A 23,807-nucleotide genomic window follows, 5' to 3' on the forward strand; every position below is an offset into this window, starting at 1 on the left:
ACAATATTAGTTTAAATTATAAGTATGTACACTCGTTCCTTGTGCCGAAGGCAGATAATTGATGCCATACCAACACATTTGAAGTAAAAGAAAACAAACCAATAATCCGGCGAGTGCCTTGCGATGGCTCCTGCGTTGATGAAGCCGGAAGTGAATATAACAGAGGTAACCTATCCATGTGGCAGCTGCCCACGTCTCTTTTGGGTCCCAACTCCAGTAGTGTCCCCATGCCTCTTTAGCCCACAAAGCACCGAAAAGCATCCCCAGGGTCATAAACGAGAGCCCCACATACACCAGATCATCACAAAGTTCCATTTCCCGTTCGGCTGCCGGTTTCTTCTTTATCCATAACAGATAAACTGCCATTACCGTGGCTGCCCCAAGCATGGCATAAGCAAACATATATACGATGACATGCGGTGCAAACCAGGGACTTTGCAAAGCAGGCATCAGTGTCTTATTATGAATTTCAGGCTTAAAAAGATTGACACAGATAAACACCAGTGACAATACAAAGCTGAAACTGAGTATCCACTTATAGCGCCAGCGAACATAAGTGATGATACCTGCCAATGGTAAGAAAAAGGAATACCACAAACGGGTCTCCCCCATTGTACGCATGGGTGGACGCTCCAATGAAATCCACATCCCAAGGATAAAGGCAAAAAAGACAAGCAATCCTGCCAATGTAGGTCCCAGTACCCAACCCATTGACTTACCTTTCCAGGCAGTGAGAGCTCCAAAGCCCCAAAGACAAAGAGACACAGCAGCAAACCATCCGAAAAGATCCCAACTCATACTTTCTCCTCCTTTCTTTTGTGTGACAATACAAACATACAGACAGCACCGGCTATCATCATCCATATGCCCGTATAAACCACAGGCAACCAGGGATCACTAACCAACTCGAACACGCTGATATCACTCCAACGTCCTTTCGACTCGTCATAACTCAATTGATATATTTTCCAGCCCTCTATTTCAAAAGGTCGATTTACTTCAATCGTGGCTTCTGCCTTTTCTCCGGATTGTGTATAAACGGTTACTTCGGATGCAAAACGTTTCGGTTCGCGTTCGGGCATAATAAGACTTACTTTCTGATTCAAGCGAAGCGCTTTGTACGGAAACATAAAGCTACCGCAACTCACCCACCCTTCACGCTGCTCACCACTCATTGTATTTTGAGCTTTCACGTAGATTGCACACGCTGCCCCCATTGAATGAAACTCTACAAACCGAACGGTGTCTTCGGTAGCTACACTGGCCGCCATGGGCAACTTTTCCGTTACCTCAATTTCCCAATCCTGCAATTCTCCTTTGCTGAAATCATCTTCTATCAGCACATTCACCGGTTGTCCTGCCGGAAGTGCTTTTCCCGATTCATTGTCTATCAACATAAGTTTGGGTGGATATTCATCAATAGTGAAATCATGCAGTTCTATCGCCAATGGCAATTCCAGCATCTCTTTTTGTTTATTAAACGCCCGCCATTCTGCCTTACCCGTTTGAGTAGTCATTTCAAGCCGTTGCATATCGGCACTTCCCAACACAGCACCGGTCAGAGCTAAAAATAATCCGAGATGATTAAACAGAAAAGGAATATCACGTACTTTAAAGTGATGGATCCGCCGGAGAATGACCATCCCCAGCAATGTAACAAACCAGAAGAAGAGTAATACAAAAGAGCAAGCGGAAAGCATCTGCGAGAATCCCAGCCAACCTTCAATTCCTGTAACGGCAACTTCCGGACGGTACTGACGGGTAAACCCCATAATAACCGTTATCACCACTAAAGAAATCATAGCGCTGACAGCTGCCTGATAACTGCTCATCCAACGAACAAAGTAGTACTTACGAAAGAAAATATACAATACAAGTAACAGAAGTACATAGACTACTCCCGCATAAATATTCACCGGCCAGGCGAGCAAAGAAAGCGTACACTTTCCGAGCGCTACCTGCCAGAGAGTACCCACAAGAAAGAGCCCACCGCAAACAGCAAACCCTTCTTTATATCCCCATGGTTTTTGCCACATCTTTTTTAAGTTGAAAGTTGAGAGTTAAAAGTTGAAAGTTACTATGCAGTATGAATATACTGCTGATTAATATTTATTGAAACGCAAATAAACGCAGATTTTCGCGAATTAGATTGCTGCATTATGCTTGAAAACAATATTCCTTACAGAAAACCTGCGTTTATTTGCGTTTCAATAATAACCTGCTAAATAAGCATTTAATTGTAATGTATTACTTAGTTAAAAGTTAGTTATTATACAGTGGAGAGTCAGTTACTTACACTGCGTAGCAACCTTCAACTCTCAACTAATTAAGCGCCCGTTAGCCTTTGCCTCTTTCAGCCATTGCGGAACAACTTCTTTCAGGAATTTATCTTTATTCTCATGTTCTTTCTTCATGTCAAGACCGATGTATTCCTGTGCTTTGGCCTTGGTAGAAATATCCGGCATTGGTACTTCACCTGTAAATCCATTATTGGCCAAAACCTTAGAAATAGCTAAACGCGCCTGCAAAGCTTTGTCCAAGCCATGACCCAGAATACGTTGAATTTCCTGTGGAGCATGGAAAGAGCCCCCGTGTGAAGCGACTCCAAAGTCCCATCTCCATTGTGCCTGACGAATCAGCTTCAGTGCCTCCTGCATCTGCAGGTCTGTAGCCCCCTTATCCCATGCAAACTTAGCTTCGATATGAGCTTTTGCCAATTCTTGTTCCAGACGGTTACGGATTTCATTTGCTTTACGCTGACGGTCGTATACATTATTACGAAGTGTTTCTTCACTCTCGCGATGACACACCTGACAAGTACGATCAATCATCGCTAACGGGCTTTGTATATGATGATCGCTGAACTTCATTCCCCCTTCACTCTTATACGGCATATGGCAATCAGCACATGATACGCCACGTTGTGCATGGATACCCATCTGAGAAATCTCATAGTCGGGATGTTGTGCTTTGAGGATACGTGCTTTGCTCAGCGCGTGTGTATAATCGGCAAAATCAGCCTCATCATAGTATGCCTCCATATCTTCCACTGTGAAGCCTTTGTCCCAAGGGAAAGTCAGATACTTACCGTCACCCTTGAAGTAATATTCCACATGGCACTGTGCACATACCAATGAACGCATCTCCTGCGGGGTAGCCTTATCAATGTCTTTTCCCTGACGGGCAAATGCCTCACGCAACGCCGGACGGCTGATGTGTAGCTTCATATTCTCCGGTTCATGACAATCGGCACAACCAATGGGATTTACAATCTCATTGCCAAAAGCAGCCCACTTGTTATTATAAAAAGAGTCAACACCAAGCGCTTCCATTATACGGGGTACATCCGGGCTTTTACAAGTCCAGCAAGTAGAAGGCTGCGGACCACTGTGAGGATCCATCGGGGCACCGGTACGAAGACTTCGGGTGATGTCTTCAATGGCATGCATATGTCCACGTGGAGTTGTATAATCTTTAGAGAAAGCATATCCAGCCCAAAGAACCACCATTTCAGGACGTTTTTCAAGTACATCTACTGCTTCACTACCATTAAATTCGCTTTCAATATCAGTCTGCGCAGTTTGTTTCCATGTGTCGTATTGCCGGGGATAATTCTCTCCGAAAACCTCATTACGAGCCTCGATACCTTTAATCTCTACCCGTTTGTTATTGAATACACTGACTATCTCTGCCCGGCGTTCCATTAATGAAGAGACCACCAGTCCCAAAACGAATACAACAACCATTGCTCCACCAAACAACAGCCATCCTTGCCATGCCTTTAATTTCTTTTCCATATTGATAATGTGCTAATGTGCCAATAAGCCAAATGTACCAATGCTATTCATACAGCAATTGAAAACAGGATAATTGACAGATCTATTTATGAATTTATTTATTTATCATTTTACGAAGCCATTCCGGCACTGGCGATTCCGGATAAGGAACCAGTGCATCCGAGGTAGTAGAAAGGCTGTTTTGCCCATGTGCCACATCACGATGACAATCCCAGCAGGCCTTTCCTTCTCCTACCTGAGACATCATATAATTGATACGCCCGGTAGACACAAACTCGGTATTGAGCTGTGTATGACAACGGATACAATTGTTCATGATTACTTCTGCACTTTCATCATTTGCTTTTATTACCTGATGTTCGCCACGAGTGAGAAACACCGCAACATGACGCATACCATCCATGCCCTTGAACGCCCACTTTTTTACCGGATTCTCATGAGGTACATGACAATCATTACACGTAGCATCCCGTCCGTGAGAACTGTGCATCCAAGTAGCATAATAGGGTCCCATGATATGGCAATTGACGCAAGCGGCCGGGTCGTCGCCCAGATAGGTATGCGCCCGGAGCATATACAAGAAAAACAACCCTCCCCCGATAATCAGACCGGACAAGGCAATGGCTACCATCTTCCAGCGCCTGGAAGGAAGTAGCCAATGAATAATCTCTTTTATTTTCATAAGACACTAAATATTAAGTATACTACCGGCCGGTTAACAGAACCCATATTCTCTTTACTTGTGCAAAGGAGCAAAATAAAAGCTAATAAATGTGTAATCTACATTACATATGAAAGAAATTATTTTTAATAATGTGCCAATATACTAATTTGCCAATATGCTGCGCTGTACTGCCGAAAGGCATTGGCACATTAGCATATTGGCACATTATTACTCAATCACCATAATACGGTCGTTCAACCCTACTTTTGCCGTATCTTCTACAAAGATCTCTTTGACTATACCGTCCGTTAGCGAACGGATTTCGTTTTCCATCTTCATAGCTACCAGTACGCAAAGCGGGTCTCCTCGCTGCACTACATCTCCCTTCTTTACATATGTTTTCAATATCACTCCGGGCATTGGCGCCTGAACTACTTGACGCCCCACAGATTCGGCAGCATTACGGGAATTGTGTATCTTTTCCATTTCGCCTTTCAGTTCTATCTGATAAAGTTCTCCTTTGTTCATGATAGTATATGTAGAATTGGAAGAAGAAATCTGCACTCCATGAGAATGATGATCAATGATTATAGAATGAATGGAATCACCGCCAAGGTTATAATCCACCTCATACACTTTTCCATTGACAGCTATTTTCTTCACAGGGCCATCTTCAAGAATCTCAACTTTATACTCATTGTCGGGCATGTCCAGAAGCCGGGCATAATAGGTTGCTAATGTTGTACTCATAATCTCTGATGTTTTTAATAGTTATTGGCAGTCATCTGCAGTTTACCATAATATTTCCAAAGGGATTCTCCTACCACCGGAAGAGTAGTAGCCCTTGACGCTGCCTCTTTTTCCTTCTCAAAATGCTTCAGCGCAGCTGCAATTACAGCTACGGTAGGATCGGTATTCTGACGCCGTTTCAAATCTTCCTTGTCAAACCGAGTATCAATAAACGTAGTATCATACTCCCCTTTCAGAAAAGCGGCATTCTTCAAGACACGCTGATGGAACGGAATGGTGGTTTTAATACCCAGTATCTTATACTCCCGCAAAGCACGGGCCATATTTGATATGGCAGAAGCACGGTTTCTTCCCCAGCAACAGAGCTTGGCAATCATCGGATCATAATGCAATGACACCTCAAATCCGGCATAGGCGGCACTATCCAGGCGAACGTTACGTCCTTCGGGAGCTTCACGTACCGTAATGACTCCCGGCGACGGCATAAAGTTATTTTCCGGGTCTTCGGCATAAATACGACATTCGATGGCCGCGCCTCTAAACTCAATATCTTCCTGATGATAAGGCAAGCGATTGCCGGCAGCAACAAGAATCATATCACGTACAAGATCAACACCGGTACATTCTTCCGTTACCGGATGTTCTACCTGAAGCCGGGTATTCATTTCAAGAAAATAGAAGTTCTGGTCTTTATCCATCATAAACTCCAAAGTCCCGGCACTGTAATATCCTATTTTCCTGCAAGCCTCTACAGCCACCTTCAACATCCGTTTCCGCGTCTCCTCTTTCACAAAAGGAGAAGGAGACTCTTCTATTACCTTTTGGTTTCGTCGTTGGATGGAGCATTCACGTTCATACAGATGAATTACATTCCCATATTTATCACCCAATATCTGCACTTCGATATGATGGGGATTTTCGATATACTTTTCTATATAAACCGCATCGTTTCCAAATGAAGTTCCGGCTTCGGATTGGGACAGACGAAGAGCCATCTCAACCTCTTCTTCGGAACGCACCAGTCGCATTCCCTTTCCGCCACCACCTGCCAATGCTTTCAGCATAATCGGATAACCGACTTCTGCTGCTACCTTTTTAGCTTCGGCAATGCCCTGAACCGGCTGTTCTGTGCCCGGAACAATGGGTAGGCCAGCTTCTCTCATGATCTTCCGCGCCTCCGTCTTAATACCCATCCGGGCAATAATATCAGCACTCGGACCAATAAAAATCACTCCTTCTTCCTCACAACGACGGGCAAAATCAGCATTCTCCGACAAGAAACCATAGCCCGGATGAATGGCAGCCCCAGTCTTTTTGGCTATTTCCAGAATCTTTTCCGGTTTCAAATAAGAGGTATCCTCCGGTGAATCAGATATACAATAGGCTTCTTCGGCGTAACGCACATGCAACGCTCCACGGTCTACCCGTGTGTAAATCGCTACCGTAGCAATATTCATCACCCGGCAAGTACGGAAAATACGCATAGCAATCTCACCACGGTTGGCTACTAATATTTTTTTTATCATAATATGTTTCCTCCTACAATATTAAAGCGGTAAATTAGAATGCTTTTTGGGTGGATTGGACTGGCGTTTATTAGCTAACATCTCAAAACTACGGATCAACCGCATACGAGTAATAGCCGGATCAATCACTTCATCCACATAACCGAGTTCGGCAGCCCGATAAGGATTTGCAAATTTCTCGCGATATTCAGTCTGAAGCTCTTTTCGTTTCTCTTCAGGATCTCCTGCTTTGTCTATTTCTTTACGGAACAGAATATTCACAGCCCCATCCGGCCCCATCACGGCAATCTCGGCCGTAGGAAAAGCAAAGTTCACATCTCCCCGGATATGTTTGGAGCTCATTACATCATAGGCACCACCATAAGCTTTGCGTGTGATAACCGTCACCTTAGGTACGGTAGCCTCACAATAAGCATATAGCAACTTGGCACCGTTACGAATAATGCCACCATATTCCTGGTCAACTCCCGGCAAGAAACCCGGTACGTCCACCAAAGTCAGTAGCGGAATATTGAAAGCATCACAGAAGCGGACAAAACGAGCCGCCTTGACAGAAGCATCAATATCCAATGTACCGGCAAGTACCAGCGGTTGGTTAGCCACCACTCCCACAGTTTTCCCATTCAGACGAATATAACCAATGACAATATTCGCCGCATACTCTGCCTGAAGTTCAAAGAAACTATTGTCATCGGCCACTGCCTCGATCATCTCCTTTATATTATAGGGTTGATTCGGATTGGTAGGTACCAGCATAGAAAGCTCTGGTGTGAGCCGCGTGGGCGAATCGGAAGTAGCAACAAATGGAGGTTCTTCCATATTATTTCCGGGCAGGAAGGAGATTAGTTCACGAATATAATTGATACATTCAATATCATTTTCAGCAGCCAGATGTGCTACCCCGGATATAGAAGTATGTACAGCAGCTCCACCCAATTCTTCTTTACTCACCTCTTCCTGTGTCACACTCCTCACTACGTCCGGTCCGGTAATGAACATATAACCGGAATTCTTCACCATCAGGATAAAATCGGTCAGAGCCGGAGAATACACAGCACCACCGGCACATGGGCCCATGATGGCACTGATTTGCGGTATTACCCCCGATGCCATCGAGTTACGAAGAAATATTTCAGCATATCCGGCCAGCGAACAAACCCCTTCCTGAATACGGGCACCCCCGGAATCATTGAGCCCGATTATCGGGGCACCCATCTGCATGGCCATATCCATCACCTTGCAGATCTTTTTGGCATACGTCTCCGAAAGTGCCCCTCCGAACACTGTGAAGTCCTGAGCAAAAACATAAACCAGTCGTTTGCCTATCATACCGTAACCGGTAACTACCCCATCCCCTGGTATCTTCTGTTTCTCCATACCAAAGTCGGTACAACGATGCGTCACAAGTTTATCAAGTTCGATAAACGATCCTTTCTCCAAAAGTAAATCAATACGTTCACGGGCTGTCAGCTTTCCTACTGAGTGTTGTTTCTCAATTCGGGCATCTCCGCCGCCGTTCTCAGCTTTTCTGTTTAATTCTTCCAGATGGTTGATGAGTTCTTTCATGGGCATTCATATTTAAGTACGATGTAAAAATAGAAATAATTACAGTGAATACATGTAATGCAGATTACATCAGGGGTGTATTCTACTAAATATAACATACCATTCCGAAGAAAAGTTAGGAAATATGCCGTTAAACATCCGGATTAACAGTAAGACTTAAGGAAAGAAATTAAAACTGTACACAAAACGACACATAAAATAACTGCCCATGGTAGATGTTCTTGTATTCTGGATATAGGAAGCCCCTACGTTCCTTGATAAATCTCTTCTGCTTTGCAGCAAATCAAATGCAGATATTTGAATAGTACCTGTACCATACTTCTTTGAGAAGCAATCTCTTTCTATAGCAACATCCAGAATATTTTCTCTGATATTTCCGGTTTCACCACTGTAGCCTTTCTTTAAACTCCATCTGAAAGAAGAACTCAATCTTATTTTATAAGGCAGCAGATAGGAGGCATTAAGTTCTGTTCCCCAATCCCGGGTTTCCATATTATCGGTAGATTGACCCTGCCCCTTTAGAATCACATATTTGAATAATCCCTGAATATTAAAATAGAAATCAGGAGTATAATATCTGAGAACCAGATTCTCATCAATAGTAAAAGAACCCATGACGCTTACCTCATCATTGATGAGCCCCTTCTGTTTGTCATATCCGCCTCTAAGCCCATTGCTTATTGTAAAATTCGTTTCGTTTATCGGTGTATAATAAATGCATCGAAATTGCGCATTCCAATTACCATTTACATTTTTGTAAGAAGTGGTTCGATTTCCTGTCTCCGGATTAATATTGTAAGAAGATTGAATAGTATTCGCTGTGTATCCACCGAACAAACCGACATCGTAGAATCCCTGAGTTTTGGAATTAGAACCGGAAAGATTCAGTGCCACATCATTTGCAAACTGCGGTTTAAGGTCAGGGTTTCCTTTAATACTGTTAGTAGGGTCGCTTATATCGGTATAGTCCTGCAACTGAGTACCTGTCGGAGATGTCATTGTCCCCATATAATCAAGTGTCAGCGTGTTACTTTTATTGAACCGATGTTTTATATTCAATACCGGAGAGTAGTTGGTAACTTTTTGATTTACATTGGACCTGAAAGAGTCATCCGGAAAACGGGTTTTATTTTCAGAGTCGTCAATATCTACGTTCATTCCCATCGTATAGTCGGTTTTCTCTCCCAATGATTTGTAATTTAATGTAAAGCGCTGATTAAATATACTCTGCGATGTGCCCGGACTTTGGCTGGGTAGTAATTGGAGGTTATCAGATGAAACATCTTCTCCAACCTTATAAGTATTTTTCCCGACATGATCATCTGAAAGACGAGCCGTATAGGCAATTTGCATAAAACGTTTCTCCGTGATAGGTTCAACATACGACAAACCCAATTTGATTTGCTTACCTGAATTCTCGTTAACCGTCCGTTGGTTCACAAGTGAATCATACTGATAGACATTATCATCATACATCCGGCGGTTCCAGGAATAAGATTCACGAGCGTCACCCTGATTTATGATACCATAGAGCGACGTACTAAAAACCCGACCTTTCTTCTTTAACCGATGTGCATAGTCAATGGAAATATTTAGAGAGTAGTTGTTACCATTGTTTTCTGTGGCAGAATGTCCATTATAGAGGGTATCACGCAAGCCATTATAGCTATTAAAAAGCTCATTATCCCAACGATTCTTTTTCGAATAATTCAAATACACCTGCGTTATAAGCGTATTTTTATCATTGGGGTTCCATTCTGTCCTTATACCAACGTCCAGAACTTTATTTTTAGTATCGGATAAACGATTTGAACTATCAAAAAGAGAGGATTCCGGCGAGAGTATTGTCTCCCGGTCTGTAAGCATATTCTCTACCGACTTCATTGAGGTATATGTTACATTACTGTAAACATTAAAGCGGTTACTAAATTCTTTATTTATCAAAAGCCCGATTTGCCCAACAGAGTTATCTCCTGTCTGCGAACTACCGGTTCCGCTATTCGTATTGTCATTTCGTAACATGAGAGAAAACATATCCTGCCTTTTCAACAGATTTATATACGCATTTTGCTCATATCGCGTTTTATTATCGTTTATATCACGCCCGCCCCCCACAGCTGCCTGAGCCATTACGCCTACCTTATTTTCTTCTTTAACGGACAAGTTAAGTACTGTTTCTTTATCCCCGTTATCGAATCCGGTAAGTCGGTCCACCTCAGAGCTTTGGTCAATAACTTGTACTTTATCCACTATTTTGCCTGGAAGTGATTTTGATGCCATCTCCGGATTATTGGAGAAGAAATCTTTTCCATCAACAAGAATTTTACTTACCGGTTTCCCCTGAACTAGAATTTGTCCATGTTCTGTAACAGTGACATTAGGTAGCAATTTCAACAAATCACGCACCGAGGCCTGATCCGAAAGCGCATAGATGCCCGTATTATATTCTAAAGTATCCCCTTTCATTTGCATAGCAGCAGCCTTTCCGGTCACCATTACTTCAGCCAGATTAATGCTTTCATCCTGTAGTTTTATAGTATCCGCCAATAAGTTTTTGCAGATTGTATCTGCCGGAATCGTTCTGTAAGACTTTTGATAACCCAAGTAGCTGATTTCAAGGATGCATTTCTTCCGGGGAAGCATTAAAATAAAGTAACCTCCGGCATCAGACGTAGTACCCGAAAGGAAAACACTATCCGCAGTAAGTGCACGTATCGCTGCTCCTTCAATAGCATCGGAGTTCTTATCTTTGATAAATCCGGCTACCGAAACAGCTTCTTGAGCAGATAAGGAAAAGGTTATAATAAAAAATAGAATACTAAGTAAATATTTCATATCCCTTTCATTGGGTTATAAAAGAGCTATAATAAATAAAATCAGCTAACTGTTCCACAAATTAACTGATTTTATTTTTATGAGCTAGTAAAACACAAGCATATTAAAACCATATGAAGTAAAGTTATAATTGTGCGTTAACGACTTGGCCGGAAATTTATTAATAAATGGAGAGTAGATTCCTTTGTAATAGCATAATCTTGTAACGTTCTTCCATCCTCTAACTGCTTTCCGGCAAAAATAAGCCTCTGTTGATTAGGTGGAATTCCCTCCTTAGCCTGAATCTTAGACTTAAGCTGTGCTACAGTTTCATATGGATCAGTTGCAATCGTAATCGTCTTGTTATTTGTCATTATTTTAACATAAACATTAAAGCCTGATCGTGGAGAAACCTGATCACTTATAAAAGCTTCAGACTCTTCGAGGAAATTAGAAGAAACACCACTATTAGCAAACAGGCTATTCAACAAACCTGTTCCTGATAATACACAAACTAATAAATAACAATAAACTCTTTTCATAATATATAGAATCAAAGTGAATAAATAAAATAATCTACAATGATACATATAAATATCGATATATATAAATTTTCTTGTAATTACTTTAGAATCTATTTTGAATTTATTGAAAATAGGAATAATGAGGAGTAATACACCTAATGGGTCACGCTACATCGGTACAACACAGTCAGTCCATTCATCACTGGCTGCACAATAGAGTTAAATCAAAACAGTTCCTCTATCAACAAAAAAACAACTTGTTTCTTCTCCACTTACGGTGAGAAACAAGCTGTTCTTTCTATTAATATATACAGAAATGTCTATTTTTCTTCTACAGCCAAGGTCGACAGCGAATTCGAACTACGATTTTCGATACTATACAACTGCATATCAAAAATCAATGTGGAATACCCTAAAATGCTACCACTACCACTGGAACCATAACCATAGTTCCAAGGTATGTAAACTAACCTTCGCTCTCCTACTTTCATACGCTGAAGCATCTCAGTCCAACCAGTAATTACACCTGTTACTTTGAATTTCTTCGGAGAGTCAAAGGCTGTAGGGTTAGCACCTTTGAATCCATCAAACCGGTCTCCAATAATTAAAGTACCTTTATAATACATATATACACTATCTGTATAAAAAGGTTGCATATCTTGAGAAACATATCCTTCGATAACCTCATCCAGATTTGTCGGATTCGGATTTAACTTTGGATCATTCGTTATCGGTTTCAGCTCCTTATAAAAGATACAGGCACCCGGAGCAGACATAAGATGAATGCTATCCAATCCACCATGATCGGCCTCCGTAGTATAAACATTATACAAAGAGTCGATAAACGCCTCATTTCGTGCCTGCCAATTATCATATCTGCTCACCTCTTTCGTTTCTTCACAAGAAGTAAAGACAAGTGCCAGCAATAGGATTGGTAATAAATAGATTTTCTTATTCATTCGTCAAGGATTTATTGTAAAGTTTTCAAAAGCGAAGTGATGCTTACTCTGTCAGCAATGATATTGTTCAGTTCAGAGATCGCTACACGTTCCTGCTGCATGGTATCGCGATTACGCAAAGTCACACAGTTATCTTCCAGCGTTTGATGGTCAACCGTTACACAATATGGAGTACCAATGGCATCCTGACGACGATAACGTTTTCCGATACTGTCTTTCTCGTCATACTGACAATGGAAGTGGAACTTAAGACTATCAATAATCTCGCGGGCCTTTTCGGGCAGTCCGTCTTTCTTTATCAAAGGCATTACGGCCAACTTCACCGGAGCAAGAGCTGCAGGAAGTTTCAATACCACGCGGCTTTCACCATTTTCGAGTTGTTCTTCGCAATAAGCAGCACTCATGATACTGAGGAACATACGATCCACACCGATAGAAGTTTCGATAACGTACGGAGTGTATGACTCATTTAGCTCAGGATCGAAGTATTTGATACTCTTTCCGGAGAATTTCTCATGCTGGCTAAGGTCGAAATTAGTACGTGAATGTATACCTTCTACTTCTTTGAAACCAAACGGCATAAGGAATTCGATATCTGTAGCGGCATTAGCGTAGTGAGCCAGCTTATCATGGTCGTGGAAACGATAATGATCATCGCCGAAACCAAGTGCTTTATGCCATTTCAAACGCATTTCTTTCCATTTTGGGAACCACTCCAGTTCAGTACCCGGCTTTACAAAGAACTGCATCTCCATCTGTTCGAATTCGCGCATGCGGAAAATGAACTGACGGGCTACGATCTCATTACGGAAAGCTTTACCAATCTGTGCAATACCAAAAGGTATTTTCATACGACCGGTTTTCTGTACATTGAGGTAGTTCACGAAAATACCTTGTGCTGTTTCCGGACGAAGGTATATTTTCATTGCACCTTCCGAAGTAGATCCCATATCAGTAGAGAACATCAGGTTGAACTGACGGACTTCTGTCCAGTTCTTAGTACCGGAAATAGGACAAACGATTTCTTCGTCAATAATTATCTGACGGAGTTCGTCAAGATTACCATCGTTTAATGCTTTTGCAAAACGGGTATGAAGCGCATCACGCTTAGCCTGATGTTCAAGGACACGGCCATTTGTACTGCGGAACTGTGCCTCATCAAAAGCATCACCAAACTTTTTAGCAGCCTTAGCTACTTCTTTATTCATTTTATCGTCGTACTTAGCCAATTGGTCTTCGATAAGTACGTCTGCACGATAGCGTTTTTTAGAATCTTTGTTATCAATCAACGGGTCATTGAATGCATCAACGTGTCCGGAAGCCTTCCAGATAGTGGGGTGCATAAAGATTGCAGAGTCAATGCCGACAATATTCTCGTGCAGCAATACCATGCTGTCCCACCAGTATTTCTTAATATTATTTTTGAGTTCAACTCCCATCTGGCCGTAGTCGTATACAGCTCCCAGTCCGTCGTAAATATCACTTGAAGGAAATACAAAACCATACTCTTTGCAATGTGATACCAATTTCTTAAAAACGTCTTCTTGTGCCATTGTTTTATTTACAATTTAATCATTTACAATTTACGATTCCGATATCTGCCTGTAAATCACACTCGGAAATAATTCGCAAAGTAAATGATTTTTTTGGAGAAAATTCGTATTTTTGCGTGCACATCGTTCTATAATGATGTAAAAAAGATAATTTGTTGTTAAAACAAGAGGAATATTAACCATATGAGTGACGAAATCAACGAGATAACGGAAGAACATTCAGACTATAAGCCGGCGGACTCCCACAACGAAAGCGTAAAACATCAACTCACAGGTATGTACCAGAACTGGTTTCTGGACTATGCTTCGTATGTTATTCTGGAACGTGCCGTCCCCCATATCAATGATGGACTGAAGCCTGTACAACGCCGTATACTACACTCCATGAGGAGACTGGATGACGGACGTTACAACAAAGTGGCAAACATCGTGGGACATACCATGCAGTTTCACCCACACGGAGATGCTTCTATCGGAGATGCACTGGTACAGCTGGGGCAAAAAGATTTGCTAGTGGATTGTCAGGGTAACTGGGGTAACATTCTCACCGGTGATGGTGCAGCTGCTCCACGTTATATCGAAGCCCGTCTCTCTAAATTCGCACTCGACGTAGTATTCAACCCAAAAACAACGGAATGGAAGTTGTCTTACGACGGACGAAACAAAGAACCTATTACTTTACCTGTTAAATTTCCGCTACTATTGGCACAGGGAGTAGAAGGTATCGCAGTAGGACTTTCTTCTAAAATATTGCCACACAACTTCAATGAATTGTGTGACGCATCTATCAGTTATCTGCATGGAGAAAGCTTTAAACTCTACCCGGACTTTCAAACAGGAGGCTCTATAGACGTATCCAAGTATAATGACGGCGAACGGGGTGGTTCTGTGAAGATACGTGCCAAAATCAATAAGATTGATAACAAAACATTAGCGATTACGGAAATTCCTTATGGAAGAACCACTACAACAGTAATCGATTCCATTCTGAAAGCCGTAGATAAAGGGAAAATCAAAGTACGCAAAGTAGATGATAACACCTCTGCCAACGTAGAGATATTGGTACACCTGGCAGCAGGAACTTCATCGGACAAAACCATTGATGCGTTGTATGCTTTTACCGATTGTGAAGTAAGCATATCACCCAACTGCTGTGTAATCGATGATAATAAACCACACTTTCTGGCTATCAGTGATGTACTAAGAAAGTCGGCGGACAATACACTCGACCTTCTTCGTCAGGAGCTTGAAATACACAAAGGTGAGTTACAGGAAAGCCTCCACTTTGCTTCACTCGAAAAGATATTTATTGAAGAACGTATTTATAAGGATAAAGAGTTTGAACAATCCAAAGATATGGATGCTGCGTGCGAACATATTGATAACCGATTAACTCCTTTCTATCCGCAATTCGTACGGGAAGTAACCAAGGAAGACATCCTGAAACTGATGGAAATCAAAATGGGACGTATCCTAAAGTTCAACTCAGACAAAGCAGAGGAAAATATTGCTAAGATGAAATCGGAGATTGCCGAAATAGACAATCATCTGGCCAATATCGTGGAATACACTATTAGCTGGTACCAGATGTTGAAAGAAAAATATGGTAAGAATTTCCCTCGCCGTACAGAACTACGTAACTTTGATACCATCGAAGCAACCAAAGTGGTGGAAGCTAACGAAAAGCTATACATCAACCGAGAAGAAGGATTTATCGGCACAGCACTAAAGAAGGATGAATTCGTAGCCTGCTGTTCGGATATAGACGACGTAATCATCTTCTACAGAGATGGTAAATATATGATCACTCCTGTAGCCGACAAAAAGTTCGTAGGTAAAAACATACTGTATGTCAATGTATTCAAGAAGAATGATAAACGAACGATCTATAATGTAACTTACCGCGACGGAAAAGAGGGAACAACCTATATAAAACGTTTTGCCGTAACCTCCATCGTACGGGATCGCGAATATGACGTAACACAAGGTACTCCCGAATCACGGATCACTTATTTCAGCGCAAACCCGAACGGAGAAGCCGAGATCATAAAAGTGACGTTGAAACCGAACCCACGCGTACGTCGCATCATCTTCGAACGGGATTTCAGCGAGATTGGTATTAAGAGTCGCCAGGCACAGGGAGTTATTCTGACTCGTCTGCCGGTACACAAGATAGCCTTAAAGCAACGCGGAGGTTCTACGCTTGGGGGACGTAAAGTCTGGTTCGACCGGGATGTACTACGCCTCAACTATGACGGACGAGGTGAATATCTGGGAGAGTTCCAGAGCGACGACTCTATCCTGGTAGTTCTCAATACAGGCGAGTTCTATACAACAAACTTCGATGTGAGCAACCATTACGAAAACAATGTAAGTATCGTTGAGAAGTTTGATTCCAACAAAGTTTGGACAGCCGTATTATACGACGCTGATCAGCAGAACTATCCATATCTGAAACGTTTCTGCTTTGAAAGTGCCTCCCGCAAACAAAATTATCTGGGAGAAAATAAAGCGAATCAACTGATTCTGTTGACTGATGAATATTATCCACGTCTGGAAGTCATCTTTAGCGGTCATGACAGTTTCCGAGATCCGATGGTGATAGATGCCGATGAATTTATAGCTGTCAAAGGCTTTAAGGCAAAAGGTAAACGTATCACTACTTATACGGTAGAAACGATCAACGAACTGGAACCGACACGCTTCCCTGAACCTCCCGCCCCTAAAGAAGAAGAGGAGACAGAGGAGGAAAAAGAGATTCTCGATCCGGATCACGGCAAAAGTGAAGGGGATATTCTGGACGAGATGACTGGACAGATGAAGCTGTTTGAATAATGGAAAATTGAAAGTTGAAAGTTGAAAATGAGGGCAACTGCATTATACCTTGTCATAAAACCGGTTCCCATTTTCAACTTTCCATTTTCAATTTTCAACTAAATAAAGGTTTGTCAATGAAAAAGAAGATACTGTTAAAGATTGGTCTAACCGGATATTATCTGCTGGCTCTCTGCCATGGACTGTATGCTCAGGTAGATTCGTTGCAAGCCAACCGCTATGTGACCCGTGCCACTATGTACGGAATAGGTTATACCAATATATTCGACACCTATCTGTCGCCACAGGAATATAAAGGTATCGACTTTCGTATCTCACGGGAAACAATGCGTATGACTAAGTTACTTAATGGAAAAGTATCCGTACAAAACTTTTTTCAGGCAAACATTGGATATACACATAACCGGGTAGATAACAATAATACCTTTGCCGGATTAGTGAATTGGAATTATGGATTGCATTACCAATTCCGTATCACAGAAAACTTTAAACTGCTGGCAGGTGCTTTGGCAGACATTAACGGAGGGTTTGTATACAATCTGCGCAATACCAATAACCCGGCATCAGCACGGGCATTTCTCAATCTCGACGCTTCCGGCATGGCAATCTGGCATGCTAAAATAAAAAATTATCCACTCACATTTCGCTATCAAGTCAATGTGCCGGTAATAGGAGTTATGTTTTCACCTCACTACGGTCAATCTTATTACGAAATATTCACATTGGGTAATTCCAGCGGAGTAGTACAATTTACTTCACTACACAACCAACCCTCCATGAGACAAATGTTATCCATAGACTTCCCGATTCGCTATGCAAAGATGCGCTTCAGTTATATAGCAGATTTACAGCAATCGGATGTTAATGATATCCGGACACATACATATTCACACGTATTCATGGTAGGATTCGTAAAAGACCTGTATCTGATCCGTAACAAAAACGGAACACCATTGCCGGCTTCAATAAGAGCGTATTAAAGGGAGAATGGAAAGGGGAGAAGTACTATGCAGAGTGATAGCGTAGACAATTGTAATTTGTAAATTGTAAATGGAAAGATGAGAAACTGGTGGATTAAAGTTGTGCTTATATTCTGTTGCCTGAGTGGGTTAACCGCCTGCATCGGGGAAGAAGAGTACACCAATGACCCAGCAGGAAACTTTGAACAACTCTGGAAAATCATTGACGAACGGTATTGTTTCCTGGACTATAAAGGCATCGACTGGAAAAAGATCGGAGAAAGAAAACGTAAATTTATTGATCAGGATATGGATGATCGGGATCTCTTTCAGATACTCAGCGATATGTTGTACGAACTCCAGGACGGACATGTCAACTTAACCTCTACTGACAATCAGACACACTTTGACTTCTGGCTTGACTCACCACGCAATTTCAGTGAAGCAACGATAGAAAGCAACTATTATCTGGGGCAAAACTATCAACAGACAGCCGGTTTCAAATATAAAATACTGAACGATAAAATAGGTTATATCTATTATGAAAAATTTTCCGAAGGTATTGATAATAATGATTTAGACAGGGTTTTCTCTTATCTTTCTAACTGCAAAGGACTCATTATTGATGTCCGCCAAAATTCCGGAGGGAATGCAACAAACTCGGCAAAAATAGCTTCGAGATTTACAGAAAAGAAAATACTAACAGGGTATATCTGTCATAAAACAGGTCCAGGACACAATGACTTCTCAAAACCATATGCTATCTATCTGGAACCTGCCAAAGGTATTCGCTGGCAAAAGAAAGTAGCCGTACTCACCAATCGGCATTCATACAGTGCTACCAACGATTTCGTAAATCATATGAGATGTCTTCCTAATGTAACAATCGTAGGTGATAAAACCGGAGGAGGATCAGGCATGCCTTTTTCATCCGAACTCCCTAATGGCTGGACGATCCGTTTTTCTGCCAGCCCGCACTTTGACAAAAACATGAACCACATTGAGTGGGGAATTGATCCGGATGTAAAAGTAGATATAAACTACAAAGATGAAGTCAATGGACTCGATACGATTATAGAAGAAGCACGGAAATTACTAAAATAAACACTTTTATTCATCTTTCGTTTGGCAAAACAAAAAATATATCTATCTTTGCACCGCTAAAGAAAAAATTAGTCACGGATTTTGCGGCTGTGGCGTAATTGGTAGCCGCGCCAGACTTAGGATCTGGTGTCTCGCGACGTGGGGGTTCGAGTCCCTTCAGCCGCACAAACACTAAAAAGCCTTCAAGAACTACTCTTGAAGGCTTTTTCATTTAACCAAAGATTAAAATGAAGAAACATACTCTTTGTTGCATCGGACACATCACTTTAGATAAGGTAGTAACGCCTCAATCCACGGTATTCATGCCAGGAGGAACTGCTTATTACTGTTCATATGCTATCCGGCATCTGAACGATGTTGATTATAAATTGGTTACTGCAGTAGGAGACAGTGAGCTGAACGTTATAGACAAAATGCGTGATGCCGGTATTGATGTAACCACCCTTCCCAGCAAATATTCCGTTTACTTCGAAAACATATATGGCGAAAATCAGGATGAACGTACCCAAAGAGTACTCGCCAAAGCAGATCCATTCACCGTACAACAACTTGAGAACATCGAAGCGGATATTTTTCATCTGGGGTCTTTGCTGGCTGATGATTTTTCGATAGATGTCATCAAACATCTTGCCGGTAAAGGGCTGGTTGCTATTGATTCTCAAGGATACCTGCGTGAGGTACGCGATACACACGTCTATCCGGTGGATTGGGCCAATAAAAGGGAAGCACTGAAATACGTACATTTCCTGAAAGTAAATGAACACGAAATGGAAGTATTAACCGGATATGACAATGTAACAGAAGCTGCCCACAGACTCCACGAATGGGGAGTAAAAGAAGTTCTGCTCACATTTGGTAGCATGGGTTCGGTTATCTTCGACGGAAAAACCTTTTATCAGATTCCGGCATACAAGCCAAATGTAGTGACAGATGCCACCGGATGCGGCGATACATATACAATTGGCTACCTGTACCAGCGGGTTGCAGGAGCAAGTATCGAAGAAGCCGGACGCTTTGCCGCAGCAATGTCTACACTGAAAATAGAAAAATCAGGTCCATTCTGCGGAAATGAAGAAAACATATTGCAATGTATGAAGCATGCAAAAGAGGTGCTTCCCGCACAGGGAAGTACGCCAAGCGGTGATTACTATTCGAACGGATTTGAGTGTATTTCACCACAGAGTAACACAGAGTTCCACAGAGTTTAAATCTTTGATGAAACGCGGATTAACGCAGATTTTCACAAAGGGAAACAAATATATGATAAAGAACTACAGTCTTTTAATCTGCGTTCATTTGTGTTAATCCGCGTTTCAATCAGAGAAATACTACTCTGTGGAACTCTGTGTTACTCTGTGGTGAGTTTTGCTCATTCCGATCAGATTCAAGCCATCTCACCTTCCCCATCTTCGTCCTCTTTCCCACTGTTAAAAATCACGATTAACACTCTTATCCTAATCTTTTTTACTACTTGTTTGTTCACTTTAATATTTTCGTCGCCACTTAATGTGACAATAAGGCCCAAGAGAGTATTCTAATAAAGTAGTTCATGTAAATAGTAAAATTTAACGCAATGAGACCTAGACCTTTACAACATCTTCCTGAAGAGAAGAGAACCTCCTGGCTAAGGAATATCCTTGCCATAGCCTGTCTGTTACTGACTTCGTCATCTCTGTTTTCCCAAACAAGAACAGTGACAGGTACAGTAACCGACGCGCTGAATGAACCCCTGATCGGGGCATCAGTACTGATACAAGGTACTTCCACCGGAACGGTCACTGACCTGGATGGAAATTATTCTATTTCTGTCACTCCGGATAATGTACTTGAATTTTCATACGTAGGTATGCAGAAACAGACGATTCCTGTGGGACTGCAAACGGTAATCAACGTTGTGATGAAAGACGACTCACAGATGCTGGGTGAGACCGTAGTCATAGGATACGGTAGTGCTAAAAAACGCGACCTTACCGGTTCTATCACCAATATAAAAGGTGAAGAAATTGCTAACAAGCCTGCTACCAACCCACTGTCTTCTCTGCAAGGAAAGATTGCCGGTGTACAGATTATCAATAACGGACGCGCCGGTGATGATCCTGAAATACGTATCCGCGGAACGAATTCTATCAACGGCTACAAACCTTTGTATATTGTAGACGGACTCTTCAACGACAATATAAACTTCCTTAATCCGGAAGATATTGAATCAATGGAGGTATTGAAAGACCCTTCTTCATTAGCCATATTCGGTGTACGTGGTGCGAATGGTGTAATCATTATCACCACTAAAAAAGCAAAAGAAGGACAAACCAGAGTAAATATCAATACTTCTTTCGGTTGGAAATCAGTTGTGGACAAAATAGCAATGACCAATGCCGACCAGTTTAAAGAATTATACAATGAACAGCTGACCAATGAAGAGACTGCTCTTTTTGACTTCAGCAACTGGAACGCTAATACAGACTGGCAAGACGAAATCTTCCAGAACGGATTCATTACCAATAACAATATCAGCATTACAGGTGCTTCCGAGAAGCATAGCTTCTATCTGGGTGTAGGCTATTCCCACGAACAGGGTAACATCAAGCATGAGAAGTTCAGTAAAGTAACCATCAATGCAAGTAACGAGTATAAGCTAACAGACTTTTTTAAGGTTGGCTTCCAACTGAACGGCGCACGTATCTTACCCGCCGATGCCAAACAGGTATTGGGCGCTATACGTACCACACCGGTTGCACCTGTATACAATACAGAGTATGGCCTTTACACAGCCCTGCCGGAATTTCAGAAAGCACAGATGAACAACCCGATGGTGGATGTAGATCTGAAAGCCAATACTACCAAAGCTGAAAACTACCGTGCTTCGGGCAGTATATATGGTGAAATTGATTTCCTGAAACATTTCACAGCCCGTGCCACATTCTCTATGGATTATGCTTCGGACAACGGACGAACTTACACACCAATTATCAAAGTATATGACCCTACCGTGCAGGGTAATGTTTCAACTTTGGGAACTGGAAAGACAGAGGTGAGCCAGTTCAAACAGAACGAAACAAAAGTACAGAGCGATTACGTACTGACGTATACCAATAGTTTCGCTGACGGTGCACATAATCTGACAGCCACTGCCGGTTTTACCACCTATTACAATTCACTGAGCAGACTGGATGGCGCCCGCAAACAAGGAGTGGGACTCGTTATCCCCAACGATCCGGACAAATGGTTTGTCAGTATCGGAGATGCAGCCACTGCCACCAATGGTAGTACGCAATGGGAACGAACAACCGTATCCATGCTGGCACGTGTCATCTACAATTACAAAGGGAAATACCTGTTCAACGGTTCGTTCCGTCGGGATGGCTCCTCCGCCTTTTCATATACAGGCAACCAATGGCAAAATTTCTACTCGGTAGGTGCAGGCTGGCTAATGAGTGAAGAAGAGTTTATGAAAGATATCAGTTGGCTGGACATGCTGAAACTGAAGGGTTCATGGGGTACATTGGGTAATCAGAATCTGAGTACCGCCTATCCGGCCGAACCGCTACTGAAAAATGCATATTCGGCTATATTCGGTAAACCGTCCATCATCTATCCGGGATACCAACTGGCATATTTGCCTAACCCCAATCTCCGCTGGGAAAAGGTGGAAGCCTGGGAAGTGGGATTCGAAACGAATATGCTCCGCAACCGGTTACATCTGGAAGGAGTATTCTATAAAAAGAATACGAAAGATTTGCTTGCAGAAGTTCCGGGTATCTCCGGTACTATCCCGGGCATCGGTAATCTGGGAGAAATCAGAAACAGTGGTGTAGAACTGGCAGCAACCTGGCGTGATCAGATCGGGGATTGGGGATATTCAGTAAGTGCAAACCTGACTACGATCAGCAACAAAGTAAAAAGTCTGGTACAGGAAGGATATTCTATCATCGCCGGAGATAAGAGCCAAAGTTATACAATGGCCGGTTATCCGATAGGTTACTTCTACGGTTACAAGGTAGATGGCGTGTACCAGTCACCGGAAGATATAGCCTCCTCTCCTACCAATACCTTGGCCACCGTAACTCCGGGTGATTTGAAGTTCAAGGATGTGAACGGTGATGGCAAGATTACCCCGGAAGACCGTACCATGATTGGCGATCCGACGCCGGACGTCACCTACGGTATTTCTTTAGGAGTATCTTACAAGAACTGGGACCTCAGCGTCGAAATGATGGGACAAGGGGGCAATCAGATATACCGTACCTGGGATAACTATACCTTTGCTCAATTCAACTATATGGCCCAACGACTCGACCGTTGGCATGGAGAAGGCACATCAAACAGCCAGCCATTGCTGAATACGAAGCATTCCATTAACCGTGAAAACTCGGAATACTACGTTGAAAGCGGACGTTTCTTCCGTATCCGCAACCTGCAACTGGCGTATACTTTTGATAAAGCGTTAATTGCCAAAGCACGCATGCAGGCGCTGAAGGTATACTTCAATGTTCAGAATCTGAAAACATGGAAGCATAATACCGGATATACACCGGAATTAGGCGGTTCCGCCATTGCTTTCGGAGTAGATAACGGTAGTTATCCTGTACCCGCCGTTTACACTTTCGGCATCAACTTAACATTCTAAGTGCTGTGCTTCCCGCACGGGGAAGTACCATTCGGGTGGTATTAATTTATAAGTAGTATTTCAAATTTAGTTCATACTATGACAGTGTTTTATTGAAACGCAAATGATCGCAGATTTTCGCAGATTAAA

15 protein-coding genes, 1 tRNA gene and 1 pseudogene are annotated in these 23,807 nt (G+C 42.2%); 6 read left to right on the plus strand and 11 right to left on the minus strand.

The window, feature by feature from the left end:
- Window positions 1-6 precede the first annotated feature (6 nt).
- The 11 genes from QX565_RS07765 to QX565_RS07815 all read right to left on the minus strand — a co-directional run bounded on the left by QX565_RS07765 (window position 7) and on the right by QX565_RS07815 (window position 14,153).
- Entirely contained in the window at window positions 7-798 is a 792-nt protein-coding gene (locus QX565_RS07765) for a cytochrome c biogenesis protein (protein WP_289292299.1), read from the minus strand.
- Window positions 795-2,036 (minus strand): cytochrome c biogenesis ResB family protein, encoded by a 1,242-nt coding sequence (locus QX565_RS07770; RefSeq protein ID WP_289292300.1) that lies wholly within the window; start codon window positions 2,034-2,036, stop codon window positions 795-797. The genes QX565_RS07765 and QX565_RS07770 overlap by 4 nt, the downstream gene beginning before the upstream one ends.
- A 282-nt stretch (window positions 2,037-2,318) precedes the next feature.
- Entirely contained in the window at window positions 2,319-3,797 is a 1,479-nt protein-coding gene (gene nrfA / locus QX565_RS07775) for an ammonia-forming cytochrome c nitrite reductase (RefSeq protein WP_289292302.1), read from the minus strand.
- Window positions 3,798-3,891: 94 nt separating this feature from the next.
- On the minus strand, window positions 3,892-4,479 hold the full coding sequence (gene nrfH, locus QX565_RS07780; protein ID WP_221651223.1) for a cytochrome c nitrite reductase small subunit: 588 nt from the start codon (window positions 4,477-4,479) through the stop codon (window positions 3,892-3,894).
- A 210-nt stretch (window positions 4,480-4,689) separates the two neighbouring features.
- Window positions 4,690-5,211, minus strand: coding sequence for a biotin/lipoyl-containing protein (locus QX565_RS07785; protein ID WP_221651222.1), 522 nt, complete (start codon window positions 5,209-5,211; stop codon window positions 4,690-4,692).
- A gap of 14 nt (window positions 5,212-5,225) precedes the next feature.
- On the minus strand, window positions 5,226-6,737 hold the full coding sequence (accC, locus tag QX565_RS07790; RefSeq protein WP_195348717.1) for an acetyl-CoA carboxylase biotin carboxylase subunit: 1,512 nt from the start codon (window positions 6,735-6,737) through the stop codon (window positions 5,226-5,228).
- A gap of 21 nt (window positions 6,738-6,758) precedes the next feature.
- The gene (locus tag QX565_RS07795; RefSeq protein WP_289292305.1) at window positions 6,759-8,303 is read right to left on the minus strand and encodes an acyl-CoA carboxylase subunit beta; all 1,545 of its coding nucleotides are present in this window, start codon (window positions 8,301-8,303) and stop codon (window positions 6,759-6,761) included.
- 156 nt (window positions 8,304-8,459) lie between these two features.
- The gene (locus tag QX565_RS07800) at window positions 8,460-11,138 is read right to left on the minus strand and encodes an outer membrane beta-barrel protein (RefSeq protein WP_289292308.1); all 2,679 of its coding nucleotides are present in this window, start codon (window positions 11,136-11,138) and stop codon (window positions 8,460-8,462) included.
- A gap of 137 nt (window positions 11,139-11,275) precedes the next feature.
- Window positions 11,276-11,659, minus strand: coding sequence for a ubiquitin-like protein (locus QX565_RS07805; protein WP_289292309.1), 384 nt, complete (start codon window positions 11,657-11,659; stop codon window positions 11,276-11,278).
- Window positions 11,660-11,961: 302 nt separating this feature from the next.
- Window positions 11,962-12,600: a BamJ family beta-barrel-assembly machinery protein gene (bamJ, locus tag QX565_RS07810; protein WP_289292311.1), complete on the minus strand. Its 639-nt coding sequence runs from the start codon at window positions 12,598-12,600 to the stop codon at window positions 11,962-11,964.
- A gap of 11 nt (window positions 12,601-12,611) precedes the next feature.
- On the minus strand, window positions 12,612-14,153 hold the full coding sequence (locus QX565_RS07815) for a glycine--tRNA ligase (RefSeq protein ID WP_002558859.1): 1,542 nt from the start codon (window positions 14,151-14,153) through the stop codon (window positions 12,612-12,614).
- A 183-nt stretch (window positions 14,154-14,336) separates the two neighbouring features.
- On the opposite strand from QX565_RS07815, the gene QX565_RS07820 reads away from it, so the two are divergent.
- The 6 genes and pseudogenes from QX565_RS07820 to QX565_RS07845 all read left to right on the plus strand — a co-directional run bounded on the left by QX565_RS07820 (window position 14,337) and on the right by QX565_RS07845 (window position 23,678).
- Window positions 14,337-16,988, plus strand: a complete 2,652-nt coding sequence (locus QX565_RS07820; protein ID WP_221651220.1) for a DNA gyrase/topoisomerase IV subunit A — start codon at window positions 14,337-14,339, stop codon at window positions 16,986-16,988.
- 116 nt (window positions 16,989-17,104) lie between these two features.
- Window positions 17,105-17,968 (plus strand): DUF3316 domain-containing protein, encoded by an 864-nt coding sequence (locus QX565_RS07825; protein WP_289292315.1) that lies wholly within the window; start codon window positions 17,105-17,107, stop codon window positions 17,966-17,968.
- A 78-nt stretch (window positions 17,969-18,046) separates the two neighbouring features.
- Window positions 18,047-19,051, plus strand: coding sequence for a S41 family peptidase (locus QX565_RS07830; RefSeq protein WP_289292317.1), 1,005 nt, complete (start codon window positions 18,047-18,049; stop codon window positions 19,049-19,051).
- 83 nt (window positions 19,052-19,134) lie between these two features.
- Window positions 19,135-19,216: transfer RNA gene (locus tag QX565_RS07835), tRNA-Leu, on the plus strand.
- A gap of 62 nt (window positions 19,217-19,278) precedes the next feature.
- A pseudogene (locus QX565_RS07840) lies at window positions 19,279-20,163 on the plus strand (carbohydrate kinase family protein); the annotation flags it as partial.
- Window positions 20,164-20,624: 461 nt separating this feature from the next.
- Entirely contained in the window at window positions 20,625-23,678 is a 3,054-nt protein-coding gene (locus tag QX565_RS07845) for a SusC/RagA family TonB-linked outer membrane protein (RefSeq protein WP_221651216.1), read from the plus strand.
- Window positions 23,679-23,807: the final 129 nt, after the last annotated feature.

This window comes from Bacteroides sp. 41_26 (assembly GCF_949740115.1).
In the GTDB taxonomy this organism is placed as follows: domain Bacteria; phylum Bacteroidota; class Bacteroidia; order Bacteroidales; family Bacteroidaceae; genus Bacteroides; species Bacteroides nordii.